This is a genomic window from Meridianimarinicoccus aquatilis (genome assembly GCF_004358675.1).
Classification (GTDB): Bacteria; Pseudomonadota; Alphaproteobacteria; order Rhodobacterales; family Rhodobacteraceae; genus Meridianimarinicoccus; species Meridianimarinicoccus aquatilis.
Map to the genome: position 1 here is coordinate 1 of NZ_SMZO01000018.1, position 19,990 is coordinate 19,990.

15 protein-coding genes are annotated in these 19,990 nt (G+C 60.1%); 9 read left to right on the forward strand and 6 right to left on the reverse strand.

Annotated elements, in window-relative coordinates; all coding sequences use genetic code 11:
- The 3 genes from E2L05_RS09485 to E2L05_RS09495 form a co-directional block, all read right to left on the reverse strand.
- The coding region (locus E2L05_RS09485; RefSeq protein ID WP_165971725.1) for an AAA family ATPase at window positions 1-981 on the reverse strand (981 nt) is incomplete at its 3' end.
- Window positions 978-2,111 (reverse strand): metallophosphoesterase family protein, encoded by a 1,134-nt coding sequence (locus E2L05_RS09490; RefSeq protein ID WP_133342678.1) that lies wholly within the window; start codon window positions 2,109-2,111, stop codon window positions 978-980. The genes E2L05_RS09490 and E2L05_RS09485, both read right to left, overlap by 4 nt.
- Before the next feature lie 178 nt (window positions 2,112-2,289).
- On the reverse strand, window positions 2,290-3,174 hold the full coding sequence (locus E2L05_RS09495) for a LysR family transcriptional regulator (protein ID WP_133342679.1): 885 nt from the start codon (window positions 3,172-3,174) through the stop codon (window positions 2,290-2,292).
- Between the two features lie 145 nt (window positions 3,175-3,319).
- On the opposite strand from E2L05_RS09495, the gene E2L05_RS09500 reads away from it, so the two are divergent.
- From E2L05_RS09500 to mprF, 4 genes are all read left to right on the forward strand, one after another.
- A complete protein-coding gene (locus tag E2L05_RS09500; RefSeq protein WP_208016245.1) occupies window positions 3,320-4,840 on the forward strand; it encodes a proton-conducting transporter transmembrane domain-containing protein in 1,521 nt (506 codons plus the stop codon).
- A gap of 21 nt (window positions 4,841-4,861) precedes the next feature.
- Window positions 4,862-7,288 (forward strand): YbcC family protein, encoded by a 2,427-nt coding sequence (locus E2L05_RS09505; RefSeq protein ID WP_133342681.1) that lies wholly within the window; start codon window positions 4,862-4,864, stop codon window positions 7,286-7,288.
- A gap of 127 nt (window positions 7,289-7,415) precedes the next feature.
- Window positions 7,416-8,804, forward strand: coding sequence for an NAD(P)/FAD-dependent oxidoreductase (locus E2L05_RS09510; protein WP_133342682.1), 1,389 nt, complete (start codon window positions 7,416-7,418; stop codon window positions 8,802-8,804).
- A gap of 173 nt (window positions 8,805-8,977) precedes the next feature.
- Complete coding sequence (mprF, locus tag E2L05_RS09515) at window positions 8,978-11,566, forward strand: bifunctional lysylphosphatidylglycerol flippase/synthetase MprF (protein ID WP_133342683.1); 2,589 nt, start codon at window positions 8,978-8,980, stop codon at window positions 11,564-11,566.
- Window positions 11,567-11,585: 19 nt separating this feature from the next.
- On the opposite strand, the gene E2L05_RS09520 is transcribed toward mprF, so the two are convergent.
- The 3 genes from E2L05_RS09520 to E2L05_RS09530 are packed head-to-tail and all read right to left on the reverse strand — an operon-like array spanning window position 11,586 to window position 14,610.
- The gene (locus E2L05_RS09520; protein WP_243721930.1) at window positions 11,586-12,602 is read right to left on the reverse strand and encodes an ABC transporter substrate-binding protein; all 1,017 of its coding nucleotides are present in this window, start codon (window positions 12,600-12,602) and stop codon (window positions 11,586-11,588) included.
- Window positions 12,572-13,948: a sensor histidine kinase gene (locus E2L05_RS09525; protein ID WP_243721931.1), complete on the reverse strand. Its 1,377-nt coding sequence runs from the start codon at window positions 13,946-13,948 to the stop codon at window positions 12,572-12,574. Before E2L05_RS09525 ends, E2L05_RS09520 begins: the two co-directional genes overlap by 31 nt.
- On the reverse strand, window positions 13,945-14,610 hold the full coding sequence (locus tag E2L05_RS09530) for a response regulator transcription factor (RefSeq protein ID WP_133342684.1): 666 nt from the start codon (window positions 14,608-14,610) through the stop codon (window positions 13,945-13,947). Before E2L05_RS09530 ends, E2L05_RS09525 begins: the two co-directional genes overlap by 4 nt.
- Before the next feature lie 112 nt (window positions 14,611-14,722).
- On the opposite strand from E2L05_RS09530, the gene E2L05_RS09535 reads away from it, so the two are divergent.
- The 5 genes from E2L05_RS09535 (at window position 14,723) to E2L05_RS09555 (ending at window position 19,754) form a co-directional block, all read left to right on the forward strand.
- Entirely contained in the window at window positions 14,723-15,703 is a 981-nt protein-coding gene (locus E2L05_RS09535) for a tripartite tricarboxylate transporter substrate binding protein (protein ID WP_133342685.1), read from the forward strand.
- A gap of 76 nt (window positions 15,704-15,779) precedes the next feature.
- Window positions 15,780-16,271 carry a tripartite tricarboxylate transporter TctB family protein gene (locus E2L05_RS09540; RefSeq protein WP_133342686.1) on the forward strand — a complete coding sequence of 164 codons (492 nt, stop codon included), beginning with the start codon at window positions 15,780-15,782 and terminating at the stop codon, window positions 16,269-16,271.
- A gap of 3 nt (window positions 16,272-16,274) precedes the next feature.
- Complete coding sequence (locus E2L05_RS09545) at window positions 16,275-17,792, forward strand: tripartite tricarboxylate transporter permease (RefSeq protein WP_133342687.1); 1,518 nt, start codon at window positions 16,275-16,277, stop codon at window positions 17,790-17,792.
- Entirely contained in the window at window positions 17,782-18,969 is a 1,188-nt protein-coding gene (locus E2L05_RS09550) for a CaiB/BaiF CoA transferase family protein (protein WP_133342688.1), read from the forward strand. Before E2L05_RS09545 ends, E2L05_RS09550 begins: the two co-directional genes overlap by 11 nt.
- A complete protein-coding gene (locus tag E2L05_RS09555; RefSeq protein WP_133342689.1) occupies window positions 18,966-19,754 on the forward strand; it encodes a citryl-CoA lyase in 789 nt (262 codons plus the stop codon). Before E2L05_RS09550 ends, E2L05_RS09555 begins: the two co-directional genes overlap by 4 nt.
- The last annotated feature ends 236 nt before the right edge of the window (window positions 19,755-19,990 follow it).

The window sequence follows — 19,990 nt, forward strand, 5'->3', positions numbered from 1 at the left end:
GCTTGTCGCCGCGTCCATCAGGGCCTTGCCGTCAGAAACCTTCTGTTCCGCGTGTCCCAATTGCGTCGCCGCGTCACGGTGTTCGTCCAGCGCAGCTTTCAGCGTGTCGATGTTGCCGCCCGTTGCTTGGTGGCGGATCGCGGCATTCTCGGCCTTCGCCCGCGCCGTGCCAAGGCGTTCGCTGTAACGGTTCGCGGCCTCCAGTGCGGCCTCTGCCGCTTGGCGCATGGCAAGGTGATCGCGGTGCGCCTGCGGATCTTCCAGCCCTTTCAACTCGTGTCGCAATTCCCGGCGGCGATCCAGCGCAGAGCGCAGCGCCTGTGCCTTGCCCTGAAGGTCAGCCTCGCGCGATTGCAGAGCATTCAGCGCCGTTTCCGCCTGTTCAAGTGGCCCGCCACGCCTTGGCCCACGGCTTGTCACATACATAGCAAGCTCTTCTTCGACACGGGCGCGCGCGGCATCCATGCGGCGCCCCCCTGTCATGGCCTCGACCTCACCTGCAACCGAAGACAAGACCCCGCGCCGGGCTTCGGCGCCATCCTCTGGCTTTTCAGAGACGATTTCGCCCTGCCGGACCCAAAGCAACCCCGCAGGTCCACCATCGCCGGGCGCTTCGATCAGATCAGCAATCCATGCCTCGGCCGCATCAGCCTGTGCAACCAAGCGGCCATTTTGGGTCACACGCGCCTGCTTGCGACCAGGTGCACTGCTCCAGGTCTTGTGGATAGTGAACACACCCGCCGGTGCTTCAATTTCAACAGAAACGGACGGATCACCGCCTGCATAAGGTTGAAGCCCCCGCGCGTCCTTGTTCCAAGAGCCATAGCGCAAAAAGAACACCGCGTTCAGAGCTTCGAAGATGGTGGATTTGCCCGCCTCGTTCGGCGCAGCGAGCAGGTTCAGCCCGTCGCCAAACCCTCGCACCTCCATCGGGTCCGCAAAGCGGCGCACATTGGTCAGGGTGAGACTGCGCAGTTTCATGGCCGATCCCCCTGCAACAGCGTATGCAATCGGGCCAGAGCCGATGCCGCGACACGGCGGTCGATTTCAGCCAGCGCGGTGTTTCCGCTTTCGGCCTGAAGCGCCTCTGCGGCAAGGCGCAACGCACCGCTTTCGGCCACGGCATCCAGATCTTCGGGCTGTGCATCCACCGAAAGGGCGCTCTCGTCGACCTCAAAGGACCAGAATTGATGGCGCACGGCAGCCAAATCCGCCATCAGGGCTGCGCGCGCAGGCAAGCGAACCCGCCCGGCAAGACGCAGCCGGATCAGAATATCCCGCCGGTCTGCCGCCGTATCGCCGGGCAAAGCCAGCTTCAGCGCGGCAAGCGCATCCATTTCCGGGGTCAGGGTCAGGTCAAGCTGCTGCCAGTCGAACAGGCCAACGGGGTGCTGGATCACGTCTGGTGCAAGACCGGGCCCGGGCAACGTCACGGCAAGGCATACGCCCGGCCCTGCATGCTTAAAACTGTCGCGCTCCGGAGTGCCTGAATACCAGCAGCGCGGCGTAATGGACCGCACGCCGTGCCAATCGCCCAGCGCCAGATAATCCAGACACGCGGTGTTGGCCCGGTCCGGGGGGATGACTTCACTTCGATCGTCTTCTGACCCGAACGTCTGCACCCCGCCATGGGCAAGACCCAACCTGATATCGCCATCCCCGGTTTCGGCCTGCGCAAACCACGCCGTGGCATCCACACCCGTGCTGCGGTGAGTAACAGGCGCAGGCAACAAGGTCACACCGGGCGCGATGGAAACCGGAACGGCTTCGACCAAAAGGCGCAGGTTGCAAGGAGCCTCAACTCGCAGGCTGTCCCAAAGCGGTTCAGCCGCAAGACTGTCATGATTTCCCGGGATCACCCACCACGTCATGTCCTGCGCGGCCTCCATGGCGGCCAACGCTTGCTGACGCACACGCGGGGTGACGGTTTCGGTGTCGAACAGATCCCCCGCGATTAGAATATCGCTTGCGCCATGATCCCGCGCAGCAGACGCGAGTCGCCCGATGACGCCATGCCGCGCCTCGACCAACCGCGCGCGCACGTCTTCTTCCATCGCCCCAAAGCGCCGCCCCAGATGCAAATCAGCAGAATGAATGAAGCGAAAGGGCATGGTGAATGTCCGCATTTTGAAAATGTCTGAAGCTGGCAGCCAACCGGGTCAGTCTGCCTTGTCAATGATGGGAACATTAGCGGAACGCTAAAGCAGGGGAAAGCCGCTTTACGCGCGGCCGGGAGCCATCGCCGGATATGAGGGCTGGCATGCAGGCAGTCACCGCACGCTGCGCCAATCATGCGAACCTATCGGACTGTTCCAACAACTCTGCCAGAAGAGGGTTCGGGAAACGCCGCTTGATGGTTACCGCGTGAAAAGTCTCGCTTATGTCAGGCAAACGGGCCGCTTCGATCAAACGCCCCGTTGTCAATTCGTCCTGCACGACAATCGGCGGCAAGACGGCAAGACCGACCCCGTCTCGCGCCAGAAGGCGCATCATCGCCATATCGTCTACCTCGGCGGCGATCTGCGGGCGCAGGCCAAGGCGATCAATCAGCGCATCAAACCCGATCCGCACCCCTGTTTCCGGCGTCGGCAGGATCACCGGTTGAGTCGCCAACAGACGCGCCAGCGACCGCTCCGCGCCCAACAACCGGGGCGTACCCACAAGGCTGACCGCTTGCTCAGCCAATCGGTGCGATACGAACGGCGTGACCGCATCGCGCGATGGCGGACGGTTGATCAAAACCGTATCAAGGTTCTGTGCTTGCAGGTCACTGAGCAGATCAGCGGTATTTCCGGACCGCAAAAACACTTCTACATCGGGGCGTCCAAGAATTGGGCGCAAAAATTGTATGTGAAAGTTTCGCGACAATGTGGCCAGCGCGCCGATGCGAATGATCTGCCGCGTACCCCCCTGTTCACGCAGCGTCCCGACCAGTTCCCGACCCGCGGCAAAGATCGTATCCGCATGGTCCAGTGTAATCCGCCCTGCTTCAGTCAGAAAGAGCTGACGCCCGCGACGTTCAAAAAGAGAATGCCCCAACTGCTCTTCGAGCCGCCGGATTTGAACCGAGACAGCCGATTGCGAAAGGTTAAGCCGTTCCGCCGTGCGTGTGAGATTTCCATCATGCGCAACGGCCCAGAAGTACCGCAAATGATGATAATTCAAATCCGCCATTCCATATAAATAAACGAACGAAAAATCATAAACAATGAATTTTTTAACTCTTGGCCAGACTGCTAAGTACGGGCAAATCCCCTGACCTTTAGGAAGGAACCGGCCCGTGTCATTCGCAGCCCTGCCCTATCTGCCGCCCATACTGATGCTTTTTGCAGCGATCCTTGCATTTCGCGGCCCCAAAATGCGCCCAGCCAAAGTGCTGACGCAAATCGAGATGACCGCCTTGGGCGCGCTTGGGTTTGCTGTTCTGGCGGCGATCGCGCTGATCTGGACGGGACCGGCGACAAGCGCACTGCTGGGGATCGCCGGTGTCGGCCTGTCTGCGCGGCTGGATGCGATTTCAGTCATAATGCTGTTATTGGTCACGTTCCTCGGCTGGATCGTGCTGCGCTTCGCGGGAACGTATATGGACGGCGAAGACCGGCAGGGCCCGTTTACCGGATGGCTCTGTCTGACCTTGGCATCCGTCATGCTTTTGGTGACTGCGGGAAATCTGGGCCAGCTGGTTGCGGCTTGGGTCACAACAAGTCTGACGCTACACAAACTGCTTTTGCACTATCCCGAACGGGTAGCAGCACAGCGGGCCGCGCATAAGAAGTGGGTGACAGCACGTCTTGGGGATGCAGCGCTTACAGGTGCTGTTATTCTTTTGTTGGTCCGCTATGGCACAGGTGACATCGCCTCCATCCTGTCTGCGGCGCAGGCCGAGAACGGGACGGCAAGTGCGTTCTGGATTGCGGGGCTTCTGGCACTGGCCGCATTGCTGAAATCCGCTCAGTTTCCAACCCATGGCTGGCTGACTGAGTTGATGGAAACCCCGACCCCTGTATCCGCGCTGCTTCATGCGGGCGTGATCAATGGCGGCGGCTTTCTTCTGATCCGCCTGGCCGATGTCATGGTTCTGGCCCCTGCGATGCTGGCGGTGCTGGCACTGGTGGGCGGGTTTACGGCCATCTTTGCCGGTCTGGTGATGCTGACGCAGCCCGCGATCAAAACCTCTCTGGCGTGGTCGACGGTGGCGCAGATGGGCTTCATGTTCCTGCAATGCGGCTTGGCCCTGTTCCCGCTTGCGCTGCTGCACATCGTGGCGCACTCGCTTTACAAGGCGCATGCCTTCCTGTCATCCGGCACCGCGGTTGAAACGGTTGCCGCCGCCCGCAGACCCGGTCCTGTCGCGATCCCCAGAACGGCGGCAGTCGGGCGCGCCTTCTTGTTCGCATTGGCCACCTATGCGGTTGTCGGTCTGTTCTTTGGTGTCGCCGAAAAATCACCTCAAGCCATCGCGCTGGGGGCCATCTTGATCTTTGGCGTCGCTTATCTTGTGGCGCAGGGGCTTGCAGATGCCGCGCCGCGCGCCCTGACCCGCTGGACGGCGGCCTACTCGCTCGCGGCTGGTATTGGGTACTTTGCGCTTCAGACCGGGGCCCAGATCCTGACCAAAGGGTCTCTGCCGACCGTGCCCGCTCCGGGCCCCTTGGAATGGGCTGTGATCGTTCTGGCACTGCTCAGTTTTGGCGTCGTCGCGGTTGCACAAGCGATGTTCCCATTGTGGGCGTACCACCCCGCAGCGTCGGGCCTGCGCGTGCATCTGTCCAACGGGCTTTATGCAAATGCACTGTTCGACAAAATGCTTGGCGGCTGGTCCCGCAAGCCTTCCTTCTGATCGTTGCCAAGGATATTTGACATGACTGACACAGCTTACATCGCCCCTGCAAGGCTGCCCCCCGCAACTTTGGCCGCCGCCTGCGACGCCGCAGCGCGGGCCATTCCACCGGCATGGCCGCTGGCCGCCACCGTCGCAGTCAACCCGTTCTTAGGACAAACCGGCGAAACGCTTGCCCAAGTGTCAGCCCGGCTTGGGCGGACAGCGGGCACAGCGGTCACAATGCCGCGCGACTGGTATGCAAGCCGGATTGCCAATGGCACAATCACCGAAGAAGACCTTGCTGGCGCTCTTGCCGCAGCAACACCAGTTCCAGACGGCACCGATGTTGAGGCGCTGAAAGCTGCCGCACGCAGCGAGGTGCCCACGGCAACCGCTTTACCAACCGTCGCGGACCTTGCCGCAAAAGTTTCTGGCATTGATTGGCCGGGGGTGATCGCGGACCGGTTTGGCGCTTTTGCCTCTGGCTATTGTGACGAGGGTCAGGCCCTTTGGGCCGCATCGCGCGGGCGCAATGCCTATGCTGCGTGGCGGGCCGTGGCGACCCATGATCTTACCCCTGAAATTCTGGGGCTCCGCGGGTTCGGCCAACATGCTGCCGATGCCCCGCAAACGGCCGAAGACGGCATTGCGCAGGCGACGGGTCAGCTTGGTCTTACTGAAGCCGCACTGGAAACCTACTTGCATCAATTGCTGCTGACACTCGGCGGTTGGTCGCAACTTGCACGCTATCAGTCTTGGCAAGCGGAACTGGCTGGTGGGTCTGACTGCACGATCACCGACTTTCTCGCCATACGGTTGCTATGGGAAGAAGCGCTGTTCTGTCTGTACAAAGACCAAATCGCCGAAGACTGGGCCGATATCGTTGCCGCACATGAAACCCCGTGTGCCCCCAGCGCCGCCCAGCAGATCGACAGCATCTTGCAAGAGGCGGCTGAACGCGCAGCGCAGCGGGATCTGGCAGAAACGCTTTGCGCGTCCAGCGTCACGGCAATCTCGGCCAATGAACGCCCTGACATTCAGGCTGCGTTCTGTATCGATGTGCGGTCAGAAGTGTTCCGGCGGGCGCTCGAATCCGTCCATCCCGGCATTCAGACTCTCGGCTTTGCGGGATTCTTTGGCCTGACAGTCGCCCATCGGAGCTTTGCGTCTGACGTGGTGGAACACCGGCTCCCCGTTTTGTTGAACGCTGGGCTGACCTCAACCAGTTGCGGCAAATCCGAAGCAGACCAAAGCGCCCGGTTCAAGGCGCGGGCAAAGCGGGCATGGGGCCGGTTCAAGATTGCCGCTGTGTCGTCGTTTGCCTTTGTTGAGGCAACCGGCCCCGTGCACGGTGTCAACCTGTTGCGCGATGCGCTTGGGCGGGCCGGGACCGCCCCGCAACCAGACCCAATGCCACGGCTTGACCCAATGCCGGACCTTGCCACACGCATTGACGCGGCGGAGCGGATCCTGCGCGCCATGTCGCTGACAGAAAACTTCGCGCGGGTGGTGCTGCTGGCCGGACATGGGGCAAAGGTCAAGAACAACCCCCATGCCAGCGCCTTGCATTGCGGGGCGTGCGGCGGCCATGCCGGTGACATCAACGCCCGGCTGTTGGCCAGCTTGCTGAATGATCCGGATACACGGAGCGGACTAGCCGCCAAAGGAATCAAAGTCCCGGCCGACACACTGTTTGTTGGCGCGCTTCATGACACGACCACTGACGCCGTGACGGTCTTTGACACAGACACCAAATCAGAAGAGCACGCGCAGGACCTGCGGGCCTTAGCTGGTTGGCTGGATGCCGCCGGCACCCTTGCGCGCAGCGAACGGGCGCTGCGGTTGCCACGGGCCAACAGCGCCGCAGATATCGCCGAACGCAGCCGGAATTGGGCAGAAACACGCCCTGAATGGGGCCTTGCGGGCTGCAAGGGCTTCATCGCGGCGCCGCGCCGGCGGACGGCGGGCAAGTCGCTGGCGGGGCGCGCTTTTCTGCATGACTACGATTGGCATCAGGACAAGGATTTCAGCGTGCTTGAGTTGATCCTGACCGCGCCTGCAGTGGTGGCCAGCTGGATCAGCCTTCAATATTTTGGTTCGACCGTCGCGCCCGGCCTGTTCGGCGGCGGCAACAAGCTGCTGCACAATGTGACCGGCGGGATCGGCGTGGTCGAAGGCAATGGCGGAACACTTCGTGTGGGCCTTCCATGGCAGTCAGTGCATGATGGGCAAAACTACATTCACGACCCCCTGCGGCTTTCGGTCTGTGTCGAAGCCCCGCGCGAGGCGATCAGCGCAGTCCTTGCCCGCCATGATGCTGTGCGGGCGTTGTTCGACAATCGCTGGATGCATCTGTTTGCGATGGATGCAGAAGGCAAACTTGCGTGGCGCTATGTTGGCGACGGCGCTTGGCAGGCCGAGCCAGGACCGGACACTCAGACGCCTGAACTGGCCAAGGCCAGCTAAAACAACGCACATCAAGATCAGCCGCGCGCAAGACAGCCCTGCGCGCGGCTTTTGGCTTTTCCCGGCGCTTGGTTGCAGTACCATTGCCGAAAGCGTGGGCGCATTTTGCCCGGAACGGGAGCCACACATGCAAGTCGCAACGAACGGAAATGTGTCGTTCTGGTATGCCCAGATGGGCGGCACGCCGTCGTATCGTGCGCCACTCACCGAAGATATGGACGTGGATGTGTGCATCATCGGCGCCGGGTTCACGGGCCTGTGGACCGCCTATTATCTGATGCTGGCGCGCCCGTCGCTGCGCGTTGCACTGATTGAACAGCAGTTCGCAGGGTTCGGTGCATCCGGTCGGAACGGCGGGTGGTGTACCGGCAGTTTTGGCTGGAAACGAGAACGCTATGTGCAGGGCACCAATCGTGATGGGCTTATCGCGTTGGAAACGCAGCTACGCGGTACTGTGGACGAGATCTTGCGCGTGGCGAAAGCCGAAGGCATCGACGCCGACATCCGGCGCACCGATTGTGTCACCTATGCCTGCTCGCCAGCACAAATGCGCCGCCTGAAGGTTGAACATGACACCGCCTTGCGCTGGGACGTACCTGCAGAACGCGTCGCGCTGATAGGAACGGACGAGGCAAAGGCACGGATCAAGATCGCCAATGCGCACGGCGCGTTGGTGGAACGGGGCGGCGCACGGGTGCAGCCAGCGAAACTGGTTCGCGGGCTTGCTGCTGCCGTCGAACGCAAAGGCGCGTGTATCTATGAACAGACCACGGTTGAAGGCATCGCACCGGGCCTTGTCACGACGGATCGTGGCTTTGTAAGAGCTGACCGAATTATATGCGCAACCGAAGGGTTCACAGCGGGCATTCCTGGACACAGGCGAAAGTGGCTGCCATTGAACAGCGCGCAGATCGTGACAGCCCCCCTGCCCGCCGCCCTTTGGGACAGCATCGGTTGGACCAGATACGAAATGCTTGGCGACGCCTCTCACGCATATTGCTATGCTCAGCGCACGGCAGATGGGCGCATCGCCATGGGGGGCCGCGGCGTTCCCTATCGGTTCGGGTCCCGCACTGACCGGCGCGGCGAGACTCAAACCGCCACCATAGAGGCGCTGGCCGCAATCTTGCACCGGCTGTTGCCGCAGACCCGTTCTGTCGCACTGGAGCACGCATGGTGCGGCGTGCTGGGCGTGCCCCGTGATTGGTGCGCCACGGTCGGCCTTGATCCGCAGACCGGAATTGGCTGGGCCGGGGGTTATGTCGGCATCGGCGTGTCGACATCAAACCACGCCGGGCGCACCTTAGCTGATTTGATCCTTGAGCAGCACACGGAACGCACGGGCATGCCATGGGTTGGCCGAACGCCCCGCAACTGGGAACCAGAGCCGCTGCGCTGGCTGGCCGTGCACGGGATGTACCACCTGTATCATCTTGCGGACAAACGCGAGGCAGCCGGGACAGGCCATTCAACATCGCGGCTGGCCCGGCTCGCCGATTGGATCACCCAGCGGTAAAATCAGGTCGCGGTGCATGACCCTGGCCCCCCAAACTATCTGGCAACGGAGGCACAGGTGCGACGCGCATCTGCCCAGATCTGCACGACCTGTTTACAACCTCAGTGCAATTATCCAATCAAGAGACAACCAGTGCCTAAAAGCGGGCAGACAAGCACAAAGTGGCATCTTACATGCCTAAAATTCTATCGCAGTCGCTTCGCAACCTCGTGCCGATTGCATTCGGCATCGGCCTGTTTGGATTGGGGCTTTACGCGCTGAACCATCTTTTGGCGCCCGTCGATCCAGACGTCATCCTCGACCACATCCGCAACACCCCGCCACATGTTCTTTTGCTGGCGCTGTGTGCGACCGCGGTGGGGTACACTGCTCTTCTTGGGTACGACTGGCTTGCCCTTCGGTTCATCGGCCGCAAGCTACCCCCGCGCGTCGTGGCGTTTGGCGGCTTTCTTGGGTACGCCTTTGGCAACACGATCGGTGTCAGCGTGGTATCCGGTGGGGCTGTCCGATACCGAATTTACTCGGCTTTCGGTCTGAACGCGTTCGAAGTGACCGCCGTTTCCACCTATATTGCGATGGCCCTTGGCACCGGTCTTACCCTGATCGGTTTGACGGCCCTCAGCTTTCATCCGGCAATTGCCGTTCCCTATTTGCCCCTTTCGCCAAGCCTGATCAGTTTCACCGCAGCGGCGAGTGTTCTGGTGGCTGTCGGCGCGATTCTCTGGGTGTCATGGTCCGGAATTTCGCAAAAGGTCTGGCGCTTTGAGTTAAGCCTGCCTGAACCGAAGAGCCTTGGCCTGCAGCTTCTTATCACACTGATTGATGTCGCAGCAGCGGCGTTTACCCTTTGGATCTTGTTGCCAGCCGGCAAGCCCGACTTCGCAGCCTTTGTCGCAATCTATTCAATTGCGGTCATGATCGGCGTGGCAAGCCATGTTCCCGGCGGCATCGGAGTGTTCGAAACCGTGGTCATAGGGACACTGCCTGCAAGTGTGCCGGTGGGCGAAGCCGCGGCAGCGCTGTTGCTGTTCCGTTTCGTCTATTACCTGATCCCCTTTGGGCTTGGCTTCGTGCTCGTCTCGCTGAACGAGGCGCGCATGGCGGGGGGCTGGGCGTCAAAGTACCTTGGCCGCGTCACCGGCCCCCTTCGTCCAGCCATGGAATCGCTCAATGGCGTGGTTCCGTCCCTTGTGGCGGCTGCTGTTTTCGCCTTTGGCGTGTACCTGATGCTTGTGTCCATGATCCCCTCTGCGGCGGGCAAGGCGCTGCAAGACGGTGATCTGGCGGCGACGATCCTGTTGGAGGGCGGAACGCTTGTCTCTGCCATGGCCGGCGGGCTTCTGCTGATCTTGTCGCACGGATTGGTCCGTCGGATCGAAGCCGCCTTTTGGTTGACGCTGGCGACGATGACAGGCGGGGTTGTCGCATCCATGTTGCACGGCCTGAACTATGAAAGCGCCCTTTTGCTGGCGCTGGGGATCACTTCTCTTTTGCCGTTTCGGTCTGCCTTTTACCGTCAGGCAAAACTGACCTCTGGTGTGTTCTCGGCGAGTTGGCTTTTTGTGGTATTCAGCGTGCTGCTTGGCGTGTCTTCGTTCTTTTTCCTCATCCATCAGACAACGCCGTATAGCACCGATCTTTGGACAGAGTTCAGCCCGGATTCAGCCACGCCGCGATCCTTGCGCGCGGGCCTTGCAGCGTCAGCCCTGTTGCTGTTCTTCGCAGTGTATATCGCGCTGCGCCCGGCGCGCCAGCCGCGCCCTATCGCCGGGGGGGCGAACGGTTTGGACCGGGCGGCGCGTCTGCTTGCGGATGTCGACGCACCGCAGGCCTGTCTTGCAATGACGGGCGACAAACAGTTCGTCTTTTCGGAACAGGGTGGCGCCTTCATCATGTATGCCGTGCAGGGCCGAACATGGGTCGCCCTTGGCGATCCGGTCGGCAACCCGAACGAGATTGAAGAATTGTGCTGGTCCTTTGTCGAGAAGGCGCAGCGCGCAGGCGGCCGGGCGGTGTTCTATGAAACCGGTCAGCGGCACCTCCCCCGGCTGGTCGAAATGGGGCTGGCCCTGCACAAGATCGGCGAAGAAGCCGTGGTCCATCTGCCCGGTTTTTCGCTTGCAGGGGCCAAGTTCAAATCCATGCGCGCCGCGTATAACAAGCGCTGCCGACAAGGTACGACACTGGAAATCATGTCGCCGCCCCACAGTGCAGATTTGCTAGGCGAGTTAGAGACCATTTCCAACGCATGGCTGACAGGCAAGACGGGGCGCGAAAAGCGGTTCTCGGTCGGTCGGTTCGACACGGAATACCTCAACCGCTCCCCCATTGCGGTCATTCGTTCCGGCGATCAGGTGCTTGCCTTTGCCAATATCCTCGCACCGGGAGACGGTCGCAACGTCGCCATTGATCTCATGCGGTATCTGCCGGACGAGGCCTCTGGCATCATGGAGTTCATGTTCGTCTCCCTGATCGAGCATTACCGAGATGCCGGTGCGGCCGAATTCAGCCTTGGAATGGCCCCGCTTGCGGGCCTGTCAGAACGATCAATCGAACGACTGTGGAACCGCTTTGGGCGGCTGTTGTATCGCCACGGTGGCGCGTTCTACAACTTCACTGGTCTGCGGGCCTTCAAGCAGAAATTTCGGCCCGAATGGCGGTCGCGCTATATCGCGGTTCCCCCCGGGCTGTCGCCAACCCACGCGATGTTCGAAGTGGCGTTGTTGATTTCCGGCGGAGCGCCCGGCCTTCTGAGCAAATAGATACCGCCGGACCTGTTTTCTATGGCTGCAAAATCGCGTTGGTCCATTCCTGCAAGAACGCCCTCTTTTTCAACTGATCCAAAAACACCAATAGGCCCGGTCCAAGGCGGATGCGGTGCAAAGACGCCTCATTGCGTTGGTCCAAGGCGGATTGGCCCAGCGCGGCGTTACCCGTCGGACCAAACGCCTGACCCAGCATATGATCCAGAAACAGGCGGGCCATCTCAACGGTCGGTGCGTTGTTTGGAATCACCACACTTCTGAGCATGACGGTTGAAAAGTCGGACGGCAAAACGACGGTGAACCGCCCCGTGTCTTGCCGATTGATCGCGTAGCTTTGCAGCACGTTATAGGCCACGGCCAGCGTGCCATCTTCGACCGCATCTATCATGTCGGACGAGCAACAATAGAGCTTGGCATCCAGCCCGCCCATCACCTCTGTCAATCGCCAATAGGTGTCCGAGGCGCGCGTATCTTGCGTCGCGAACAGATATCCAAGCCCCGACTGTCGAATATCATATGTACCAACCTTGCCGCGAAACAGATCGGGGTTTTCGCGCAGCAACGCGATCAATTCTTGCCTGCTGCGAGGCACAGCAAGATCTTCAAACACCTTGTTTGACAAGACGATGGCGGCGGCCTCTTGGGTGAAAGCAAAAACCATGTCGTTCCACACCGCCCAGTCCGCCATGACGTGCGCACCGTCCGGCTCATGGCGCTGCACGAACCCGTCATTTGCAAGTTTTGTCTGAAGGTCCATTGCACTCGAAATGACAAGATCGAAGGGGCGCCGCTCCGCGTGGATGGCCCGCATGACTTCGGTTGAACTGGCGACGGTATAATCCACCGCCACCGCCGGGTTCGTCGCCAGAAAGCTCTCGATCATCGGGGCGAAAAAGCGGATGTCAGCCGTCGATAGAATGGTAACGGTCTGGCTTGCATTGTCCGCACCAAACCATCTGTGATCCTCAATCTCGAAAGCTGCGGCGCAATGTGCGATCAGCATCAAGACCAGGGAAAAAGCAAACTCGCGCACGCGCCCCCCTTTGGATTGTTGCCAATCCTTAACTGCCCGCCATGGGCTTCGATCACGTCTTTCGCGATGGTCAATCCCAGCCCTGAGCCAACAATGCCGCTGGAATTCGTACCGCGTTCAAATCGGCCCGTAAGCCGTTCCAGATCAAGGTCAGCAAAGCCCGCGCCGGTATCGCGTACGTCAATGCGCGGCCCAAAGTCACCGCAGCGCAGGGCCACTTCAACACGCGAGCCGGCTGGGCTGTATTTCACGGCGTTGTCCAGCAAGTTGTGCAAGGCGCTTTGCAGCAGAATGCTGTCGCCCTTAATCGTGGCGGCATCGGACGCGGTGACCATAAGGGTAATGTCCTTGATTTCAGAAATCGGGCGCAGGCGTTCGACGCTGTCCTGCACAAGAGCGGACAAATCGATCGTCTCTTGCGCCAGATTATCAAGGCGAAAGGCCACCATGGCATGATCCAGAAGTTGCCCCGCCGTGCGCGAGCTATCATCAATGGCGTGGATCATTTCGCGAAGCGCGGCCCGGTTTTCGGCCTTCGTCACGCTACGCTGGATGATTTCCGCCTTTGTGCGCACAATTGCCAATGGGGTCCGAACCCGGTGCGCCGCTTCGGCGATAAAATCTTCGGATCTGGCCAAAGAGGCTTCGAGACGCTGCATCAAAGTATTGAGCGATGCGACCAACGGAACCATTTCATGGGGTACCGGCGCGGAAACCGGCCGCAGATCCTTGGGCCCGCGTCGCGCCACAGATGCCGTCAACAGGTCAAGCGGCCTGATGGTACTGCGAGCGACCAGCAGCGCAAGAATAGCACTGATCGCAAAGAACCCCGCACCGATTGCCAAGGCCATATGTGAAATCTCGGTCAACGTCTGGCGTTGCCCGGACAGCGTTTGAGCCACAGACACTTCGACAAGAACCTGGCCCTCATGAACGGCAAAGGGCCTGCCGACGGAAACAATGCGGACCTGTTCGCCCAGAAACTCCCGGGATGCGAAAGCCATCGTGGACTGGTCTCGCAACGGCGGGCGCGGCAAATCGCGATACCCGGTCAAAAATTCCGGCCCGAGCCAAACCGCGTAAAAGACCCGTTCATCCGTTACGCTATCCAGCATCGAAAGCGCGGAATATGGCAAATCCACGCTGATTGATCCCTCGACACTGCGGGCGCCATCCATCACCGACCGGGCTGACGCAGCAAGGATGTTGTCCTGACTGTCTTGCGCCACTTGCTGCGCCACCGATTGCACGACGAAATACAAAAGAACCGCCATCGCAGCGGACACTAGCAGCAGCAAAAGCAAAAGCCGTCGGCGAATAGAGCCTTGCGCGACCGGCGGTGTCACGCGTGGACCAGTTTATAGCCAAGCCCGCGGACCGTCGTGATGGAAACCCCCGAACCGGTGAGATGCTTACGAAGCCGCGCAACGTAGACTTCGATGGCGTTCTCGGTGACCTGCTCGTCATACGAGAACAATCTGTCCACCAATGCCGGTTTGGACAGTACCATTTCCGGCGCGTTGATGAACACTTCGAACAACCGCAACTCGCGCGTTCGCAGTTGAATTTCGGTCCCGTCCACCTTGAGGGTTCCAGACGCTGGGTTAAATTCCAACTTCCCCAACACAATCGCATTGCGGGCCCCGCCCCCCCGGCGGCGCAGCACAGCACGGCACCGGGCCTCTAGTTCGGCAAAATCGATGGGCTTGACCATATAGTCGTCGGCCCCAAGGTCCAAAAGGCTGATCCGGTCCGACACCTCAGACCGGGCGGTCAAGACGATCACGGGCGTGGTCGTTTTCTTGTCGCGATGATGGGCAAGAAAACTACGCCCATCCCCATCCGGCAACATAATATCGAGCAGGATAAGGTCGTATTCCGTCGTCGCGGCATAATCCTTGGCGGTTTCAAGATCACCAGCATGATCCACCACATGACCATCAAGGCTCAGCCTGTCGACGACGGCAGCGGCCAATGCCGAATTGTCCTCGATCAGCAGAAACCGCATGGGGGGTGTCCTTTTTTTCGCGCCGGTGTCAGCTTAGTGTCAGGTTGGGGCTTCAAGACCCCTGCCACATGAGCGGCGCAAGCCGTAATTGTCAAATGGGAGGACTATGACAATGAAACTCGAACTGGGCCGTCGTGCCCTGCTCGCTGCTGCGGCAGCATTCGCTTTCACCGGCACAGCACAAGCCGAAGGCCATCAGGCTGTCGAGAGCATTCACTTTTTGATCCCCGGCGGCGCCGGCGGCGGCTGGGATGGTACAGCACGTGGCACAGGCGAAGCCCTGACAGGTGCCGGACTTGTTGGAACCGCATCGTATGAAAACATGTCCGGCGGCGGCGGCGGCAAGGCCATCGGATATCTGATCGAAAACGCCGACAGCCTGCATGACACGCTGATGGTCAACTCGACCCCGATCGTGATCCGGTCGCTGACCGGCGTCTTCCCGCACAACTTCCGCGATCTGACGCTGGTTGCCGGCACAATCGGCGACTACGCGGCGCTGGTCGTTAGTGCCGACAGCGACGTCAATTCCATGGATGATCTGCTGGCTGCGTTCGACGCAGACCCAAGCGCCACAGCCATCGGCGGCGGATCCGTTCCCGGCGGTATGGACCACCTCGTGGCCGCAATGGTGATGGAAGCGTCCGGCCGCGATGCGCTGAACGTCAAGTACATCCCCTATGACGCAGGCGGGAAAGCCATGGCGGCCCTGCTGTCTGGTGAAATCAAAGCCCTGTCCACCGGATTTTCCGAAGCCGTTGCGCTGGCTGAAGCCGGTGAAGTCAAGATCATCGGTGTGACCTCTGATGAGCGTGTGCCGGCCTATGCGGATGCGGCAACAATGAAGGAACAAGGTATCGACACCTCGTTCGTCAACTGGCGCGGTTTCTTCGGCGCGCCCGGCATGCCCGCCGACAAAGTCGAAGCGTATCAGGCCGCCATCAGCGCAATGTACGAAACGGAAGAATGGGAAGCCGTGCGTGCGCGCAACGGCTGGGTCAACATTCACAACTCCGGCGATGATTTCAAAGCCTTCCTCGAAAATCAGGAACAAGCCATCGGCGACCTGATGAAGAAACTCGGCTTCCTGTAAGCCGAACGACGGAAACACGATCGACAGCCGCCAATTCATGGCGGCTGTCATTTCCATTCAATAGAGGGAGGGGACCATGGCCCTTGATCGCTGGATCGCGCTAGTCATCCTATGCGTCACGCTTGCCTACGGCTACGCAGCATTTTTCACGATGGACCAGTTGTTGCCTCCTTTTATGCAGCGCAACCCAATATGGCCCAGTACGTTCCCAAAAGTCCTGGCCGTTCTCGCAATTATCGCGGCACTCGTGATACTGCTTGGACTTGAAAAACCCTCTTCGAGCGAAAAAACCCCTGACATCGACTATCGCCGCCTTGGTGAATATCAATTGATCCCCGCGCTGGCTTTGCTGGGCCTTATGGTCGCGTATGCCCTGCTGCTGCGCCCAGCCGGGTTCCTGCTGGCGACAGTCGGGTTCATCACAATTGGTGCCAGCATTCTGGGTGAACGCAAATATCACATTCTGCTCCCCGTCGCGATGCTTGCGACCGGAATTGTCTGGTATCTGGTCGAACAGGTTCTGGGCATCTTCCTGCGTCCCTGGCCTTTCTTTCTGGGAGTTTCATAAGCCATGCTTGACGGTCTCCTTCTCGGCCTAAGCGCCGCCACATCGCCTTATAACCTCATGATGGTCGTTGCCGGGTGCCTGATCGGCACATTCATCGGCATGCTGCCCGGTCTTGGACCGATGTCGATCATCGCGATCATGATCCCCGTTGCAATCAGCATGGGTGACCCGTCTGCCGCGCTAATCCTGCTTGCGGGCGTCTATTACGGCGCAATCTTCGGCGGCTCGACATCCTCCATTCTGCTGAATGCGCCCGGCGTTGCCGGAACCGTCGCCAGTAGTTTTGATGGCTACCCGATGGCCCGAAAAGGGCAAGCAGGCAAGGCGCTGACAATCGCCGCCATTGCTTCGTTCTGCGGCGGCACCATCGGTGCCTTGCTGCTTATGATCTTCGCGCCGATGCTGTCTTCGGTCGCCCTGTTGTTCCACTCGGCCGAATATTTCGCGCTGATGGTCGTGGGCCTGTCTGCCATTGCGGCCTTCGCCGGCACCGGAAACGTCGCCAAGGCTATCTTGATGACACTGGTGGGGCTCATTCTGGCCACCGTTGGCGAAGGCGCGTTGTTCAACATGCCCCGCTTCACGATGGGTCTGATGGACCTGCAATCGGGTCTAAGCTTCATCACGCTGGCCATGGCCATGTTCGCCTTGCCCGAGGCGCTGTTCCTTGTTCTGAATTCGAAAAAGGCCGAACAGAACTCGGAAGGCGGCAAGATCGAAAACCTGCGCATTTCGCGCGAAGAGGGGCGCAAGATTGCGCCCGTCATCGCCCGCCAGTCGGTTCAGGGCTTCTTCATCGGGGTGCTTCCGGGCGCAGGTGCCACGATAGCGTCGTTTCTTGGCTATGCGGTTGAACGCAACATCGCATCCAAGGACGAACAGGCCGAGTTTGGCAAAGGGTCGATCAAGGGCCTCGCCGCACCGGAAACGGCCAATAACGCGGCGTGTACCGGGTCGTTTGTGCCTTTGCTCACACTGGGTATTCCCGGATCAGGCACAACCGCGATTCTCTTGGGCGCGCTGATTGCTCTGAACGTGACACCCGGCCCACGCCTTATGATCGATGAGCCACAGATCTTTTGGGCGGTGATCATCTCGATGTATATCGGGAACTTTGTGCTGCTGATCCTGAACCTGCCACTGATCCCCTATATCGCCAAAGTGCTGACCATCCCGCGCAACTATCTGATCCCGTTCATTTTGTTCTTTACGCTGATGGGCAGCTATATTGGCCAGAACAACGCAACAGAACTCTTGCTACTGGTCGGCATGGGGATCTGCGCGACCATTCTTCGGTTCGCTGATTACCCGCTGGCACCGCTGTTGATCGGTTTCATCCTTGGCGGGATGCTCGAAGACAACTTTGCCCGCTCAATGCAACTTTACGATGGGTTTGGCTTTGTTCTTGATCGGCCGATGACGGCCGGCCTCTTGGTCATTGCCGTGCTGCTTGTGGTTGTTCCAAGCTATCGGGCTCGCCGTGCGAAGGCCCGTCAGGCTGGTGTTGCCGATGGCGACTGAACCCTTATCCGGGGTTCGGGTTCTTGATCTGACCAACGTCCTGGCTGGCCCCTATGCGTGCTATCAACTGGCACTCATGGGCGCCGACGTCATCAAGGTGGAGCGCCCCGGCACCGGCGATCTGGCCCGAGTTCTTGGGGCCGACCCCGCGCGCAATGCAAAGGGAATGGGCATCAGCTTTTTGGCGCAGAACGCGGGCAAACGGTCTGTCACACTGGATATGAAGGCTGACAAGGGAAAACACCTACTCAAGAAGCTGGTGCAACGCGCCGATGTGCTGGTCGAGAATTTTCGCCCGGGCGTCATGGATCGGCTTGGGGTGGGCTATGACGTTCTGCGCAAGGAAAACCCGCAACTGATCTATTGTGCGATCAGTGGCTTTGGTCAGGGTGGTCCGCGCAAGGACGACCCCGCCTATGACCAGATCGTACAGGGCTTGTCCGGCGTCATGTCAATTACCGGCGCCCCGGACAACGCGCCCTACCGTGTGGGATACCCGCTGGCTGACACGATGGGCGGAATGACAGCTGCCTTTGCCATTGCAGCAGCTCTCAACGCAACGCCCCGTGGTACGTTTCTTGATGTGTCCATGACCGAAGCTGTCGTCGCATCAATGGGGTGGGTCGTGTCGAATTATCTGATTGGTGGAGTCACGCCCAGCGCGCAGGGCAACGAGAATATGACTTCTGCGCCGTCAGGAACCTTTGCGACAGCTGATGGCCCTTTGAACATTGCGGCCAACCGAGACGAGCAATGGCACGCGCTCGCGCGCCTTCTTGGGCGCGAAGACCTGGTGGATCATCCGGACTACAAGACCCGCGAAGACCGCAAGCGGAATCGTCACACCCTGCGCAGCACTTTGGAAACCGTTCTGCTCACCCGCACAGCGGCGGACTGGGCAGAGACACTGAATGCAAATGGCGTACCCGCAGGCCCCGTGCTGTCTGTGCCCGACGTCTTGGACGACCCCCAGATCATGGGCCGGAATTTCACCGCTGATGTGGAACTTGATGGTGACGCGATCACGCTAACCGGAAGCCCGGTTATGATGGACGGTGCGCGCCCACACCCAGACACTGCGCCCCCCAAGCTGGGGGCCGACAATGACACTGTCTGGGCAGAGCTTGGCCTCACGCCAGACGACATCGCGGCGTATCGCAACGAGGGAATTATATGAGCGACGTTTCAGACTGGTGGCGCACCTCGATCATCGACATGGAGCCCGGCCGGATCGAATTACGCGGCCACCCTATTCAGGACCTGATTGGCAATGTCAGCTTTGCCGAAATGATCTGGCTGATGGTGCGCGGCGACCGCCCCACCCCGGCTCAAGCCCGACTGTTCGAAGCGGCCCTTGTGTCGGCAGTGGATCACGGCCCGCAGGCCCCGTCGATCGCGGCCGCGCGGATGGCCGTTACATGCGGCTTGCCGTTGAACAATGCAATGGCCAGTGCCGTCAACATGCTGGGCGACGTGCATGGCGGCGCCGGAGAACAAGCCGTTGAGATGTATACACACATCGCGGACTGGGACGGCAACATCGACAGCGCGCTGGACGCTTGGGTCGCGGCACAGGGCAAGATCATTCCGGGGTTTGGCCATCGATTTCATACACCTGTCGATCCCCGCGCGCCCCGTTTGATGCACCTGGTGCGCGAAGCGACTCAAGAAGGTGCGTGCAACGGCAAATTCGCCGAAATTGGCGAGGCGGTAGAGGCGTCGTTGGCGCGTCGCAAGGGGCGTCCGATCCCCATGAATATCGATGGGGCAACAGCCGTGATCTATGCCGAGCTTGGCTTCGCAGCGCCTCTCGCGCGCGGGCTGTTTTGCCTGTCCCGATCCGTTGGAATTCTGTCCCACGCATGGGAACAAACCGAACAGGGCGGCCGGAACAAAGGCCCGACACCGCCATCTTACAGGTGGACCTTTGACCCCCCAAGAAAAACTGACGAAACAGCCTAGCAAGTCACCCCATGCATTTTGATGGGTCGGCTGAAGGTCAAAGCGCTCTGGATTTGAAGGTCTCAGATTGCACATCAAGCGCTGCCATAGCTTTTTTTGTCGCCAAACTACGTCTCTTCGTCGGTTGAGTACATTGTGACTACGCTGACCCTGAACACAACGGATGCGGCAATTGGCAATGCCCTAACTGCTTGCGGTCAATTAGACCCAGCATCTGGATGAACCCTATCGGATGC

Bases quoted from the DNA above. Each gene is read 5' to 3' on its own strand.
- E2L05_RS09540 (WP_133342686.1), top strand. From the start codon at position 15,780: ATGGCCCTTGATCGCTGGATCGCGCTAGTCATCCTATGCGTCACGCTT.
- E2L05_RS09550 (WP_133342688.1), top strand. From the start codon at position 17,782: ATGGCGACTGAACCCTTATCCGGGGTTCGGGTTCTTGATCTGACCAAC.
- E2L05_RS09530 (WP_133342684.1), bottom strand. From the start codon at position 14,610: ATGCGGTTTCTGCTGATCGAGGACAATTCGGCATTGGCCGCTGCCGTC.
- mprF (WP_133342683.1), top strand. From the start codon at position 8,978: ATGCCTAAAATTCTATCGCAGTCGCTTCGCAACCTCGTGCCGATTGCA.
- E2L05_RS09490 (WP_133342678.1), bottom strand. From the start codon at position 2,111: ATGCCCTTTCGCTTCATTCATTCTGCTGATTTGCATCTGGGGCGGCGC.
- E2L05_RS09555 (WP_133342689.1), top strand. From the start codon at position 18,966: ATGAGCGACGTTTCAGACTGGTGGCGCACCTCGATCATCGACATGGAG.
- E2L05_RS09495 (WP_133342679.1), bottom strand. From the start codon at position 3,174: ATGGCGGATTTGAATTATCATCATTTGCGGTACTTCTGGGCCGTTGCG.
- E2L05_RS09500 (WP_208016245.1), top strand. From the start codon at position 3,320: ATGCTTTTTGCAGCGATCCTTGCATTTCGCGGCCCCAAAATGCGCCCA.
- E2L05_RS09535 (WP_133342685.1), top strand. From the start codon at position 14,723: ATGAAACTCGAACTGGGCCGTCGTGCCCTGCTCGCTGCTGCGGCAGCA.
- E2L05_RS09510 (WP_133342682.1), top strand. From the start codon at position 7,416: ATGCAAGTCGCAACGAACGGAAATGTGTCGTTCTGGTATGCCCAGATG.
- E2L05_RS09545 (WP_133342687.1), top strand. From the start codon at position 16,275: ATGCTTGACGGTCTCCTTCTCGGCCTAAGCGCCGCCACATCGCCTTAT.
- E2L05_RS09505 (WP_133342681.1), top strand. From the start codon at position 4,862: ATGACTGACACAGCTTACATCGCCCCTGCAAGGCTGCCCCCCGCAACT.